Here is a 1,888-nt window from a genome sequence, read left to right as displayed (position 1 = left end):
TTATTACCTCGCTTGGTATTGATCAAAAGAGTTGTTCTCTTAAAACACTATTGAAGGCGCCTTGGCAGAGTGGCTATGCAGCGGATTGCAAATCCGTGGACCTCGGTTCGACTCCGGGAGGCGCCTCCATAATTCAGAAAAAACCAGTCCTAGTGACTGGTTTTTTCGTTTCTGGCCCCGCTAAAAGCTTCCTACGTACCCATTTCAATGCTTATCAAAGAAATCTTTGTTACGGATATACTTGCTCATCAAGTGGTAAGAGAAAGGTCTTATCAGCCAACTAAAGATAGAGCGACCAAGGCGGATTAATGTAGGAGTGTTCTCATAGATTCGTCCGTTATAAAGCCAAAGCACTTTACCTACATGCCAATAGAGCAAAGGAACCGGTGGCATGAAGGTCACGATGTCGATGTCACAGCAAATTCGGTAGGTCTTCTTACTCATGCGATAGTGCTTTCGAAAGCTCCAATCACCAATGGCGGGTTGGCCAAAAGTCACTATTCGTTTAATACAGCCTGGGTACTTTTGATCAAAGTAATCAGCGAAGACACAACCGATAGCGCCTCCGGAAGAGTGGCCAGTAATAGACACTCTTTTTCCTTGTTCGATGAGAGGTGTGAGCGTGGCTTCCAAGCGCTCAATAACGGTTAAGCCAAGCTTATCTTCATTACGACTTGGCTGGCTCTCTTGAAACATTAGATGGTAGAAACCCGCATGCACACGATAATTGAGCCCAATTCTCTTACAGCTTCTGGTCCATAGAGCAAAGGTTAGTAGCCAATCTGAGATACTGTGCGATCCTTTGATTACCACAACCACTTCATCTTTGTCGCTACTCCACAACACTCTAATCATGGTTTTACCAAACTGGTTCTTGATGATGCGTTGTCCATTAGGGTCAAAACCATAGCGAGTCTGCTTAAAAACTCTAGGGTAGGCGAGGTTACAAAGAACGGCATAGCGCTCATATTGATATCGTTTTAGTGGTTTCACATGTTTACTTCTTAATAAGAGTTACTTCAAACTCTAATCGTTGAATGTGAAAAGCACATGAAAACGCCATTTGCTTGGTTTAAAACAATAAAATCACCGCATTCAATTGGTATTTGAATCAATGGTTGTCAGTGATTTGTCCGTTTAAATTAGAAATCCAAGTATAAGAACCGTACAAGCTGCACTAAATTTATTCTTTTGAGTTCGATAATTAATCACTTGAATTAAAAGATAAAATTTATTGTTGACGAATTTTTTCCTTCCGTTAAAGTACACCTCGTTCTCACGGCTTAGGTCGCTGAGAGATGGTGTTTTTACTTTTCAGTAATCGGCCTCGCAAGATTGCGTTGCCCTGGTGGTGGAATTGGTAGACACAAGGGATTTAAAATCCCTCGGCGTTCGCGCTGTGCCGGTTCAAGTCCGGCCCGGGGCACCATCTATCTAGCTTCTACATTTTGAGTAGAGTGATGAACAAAGAGTTGTTCTCTTAAATCACTATTAAAGGCGCCTTGGCAGAGTGGCTATGCAGCGGATTGCAAATCCGTGGACCTCGGTTCGACTCCGGGAGGCGCCTCCATTCTTTCTCTTAGTTTGATAAGTTAAGAGATAATAAGAATGAAAATGCGATACTAGCTCAGTTGGTAGAGCGCAACCTTGCCAAGGTTGAGGTCATCGGTTCGAACCCGATGTATCGCTCCAAATTTTGTAGTGTTGATTCATTTCGACATTAAGATGGTGTTTTACTTTTCAGTAATCGGCATCGCAATAAAGAATTGCGTGCCCTGGTGGTGGAATTGGTAGACACAAGGGATTTAAAATCCCTCGACGTTCGCGTTGTGCCGGTTCAAGTCCGGCCCGGGGCACCATCTATTTGATTATTACCTCGCTTGGTATT

1 protein-coding gene and 5 tRNA genes are annotated in these 1,888 nt (G+C 43.3%); 5 read left to right on the top strand and 1 reads right to left on the bottom strand.

Annotation, left to right across the window (positions count from 1 at the left end):
• Positions 1–55: 55 nt before the first annotated feature.
• Positions 56–129, top strand: a tRNA-Cys gene (locus AB4371_RS22575).
• Between the two features lie 75 nt (positions 130–204).
• Here AB4371_RS22575 and AB4371_RS22570 read toward each other — a convergent pair.
• Positions 205–993, bottom strand: coding sequence for a lipase family protein (locus AB4371_RS22570; RefSeq protein WP_017064543.1), 789 nt, complete (start codon positions 991–993; stop codon positions 205–207).
• Between the two features lie 349 nt (positions 994–1,342).
• Here AB4371_RS22570 and AB4371_RS22565 point away from each other — a divergent pair.
• The 4 genes from AB4371_RS22565 to AB4371_RS22550 all read left to right on the top strand — a co-directional run bounded on the left by AB4371_RS22565 (position 1,343) and on the right by AB4371_RS22550 (position 1,859).
• Positions 1,343–1,429 (top strand) — tRNA-Leu (locus AB4371_RS22565).
• Between the two features lie 67 nt (positions 1,430–1,496).
• Positions 1,497–1,570 (top strand) — tRNA-Cys (locus tag AB4371_RS22560).
• 46 nt (positions 1,571–1,616) lie between these two features.
• Positions 1,617–1,692 (top strand) — tRNA-Gly (locus tag AB4371_RS22555).
• Positions 1,693–1,772: 80 nt separating this feature from the next.
• Positions 1,773–1,859, top strand: a tRNA-Leu gene (locus AB4371_RS22550).
• Positions 1,860–1,888: the final 29 nt, after the last annotated feature.

It is taken from the genome of Vibrio sp. 10N.261.51.A3 (assembly GCF_041471965.1).
In the GTDB taxonomy this organism is placed as follows: domain Bacteria; phylum Pseudomonadota; class Gammaproteobacteria; order Enterobacterales; family Vibrionaceae; genus Vibrio; species Vibrio crassostreae_C.
The sequence above is the reverse complement of the archived record's forward strand: the minus strand, read 5'-3'. Positions and strand labels throughout refer to the sequence as shown.